The organism is Vibrio sp. Y176 (assembly GCF_033438945.1).
This window is the reverse complement of record NZ_JAWOQS010000792.1, coordinates 1-606: the sequence shown is the minus strand read 5'-3', so window position 1 is coordinate 606 and position 606 is coordinate 1. Positions and strand designations below refer to the sequence as shown.

Below are 606 nucleotides of genomic sequence, written 5' to 3'. Positions count from 1 at the left end.
TCTAAGTGAAACACTGAGCGGCACGCTCACCGCTACCATCCACGCGACTGAAGAAGATTCATCACTCGCTGAGCAGTTGATTCCATGCCTGGAAGAAATTGCCGGACGCCTGGTGTTCAATGGCTGGCCAACTGGCGTAGAGGTTGGTTATGCGATGGTTCATGGTGGGCCGTATCCTGCGTCGACCCATGCGGCATCAACCTCTGTCGGAGCAGAGGCCATTCACCGTTGGTTACGCCCGGTCGCTTACCAAGCGTTGCCAGAAAGCTTGTTGCCCGATTCATTAAAAACGTCTAACCCGTTAAACATCCAACGCGCTATCGACGGTAAAACGTCATAACAGGCAACATGCACTTAGCCAAATGGTTCAAAAAGGCACCAGTTGGTGCCTTTTAATTCACTCTACTTCTCAAAACCTTATTTCGTAGTTGGCTTAAGCCGGAAAAACAATAAACTACTAGAGTTAAATGGATTGGATACAATATTTATTTTTGAGGGGAGCCTTCAATGTCACAAAAACCTGTTTTTAAGACGCGTACTCAGCTCGTTGAAGAAGCAATTCGAACTCAGATCCTGAAGGGCGAGTTAAAAACTGGTCAGCCTTTA

Annotated in this window: 2 pseudogenes; both read left to right on the top strand. The window is 47.2% G+C overall.

What is annotated here, in order from left to right:
• Positions 1 to 340 (top strand): annotated as a pseudogene (locus R7O13_RS28690) (aldehyde dehydrogenase (NADP(+))); the annotation flags it as partial.
• A gap of 167 nt (positions 341 to 507) precedes the next feature.
• A pseudogene (locus R7O13_RS28685) lies at positions 508 to 606 on the top strand (GntR family transcriptional regulator); the annotation flags it as partial.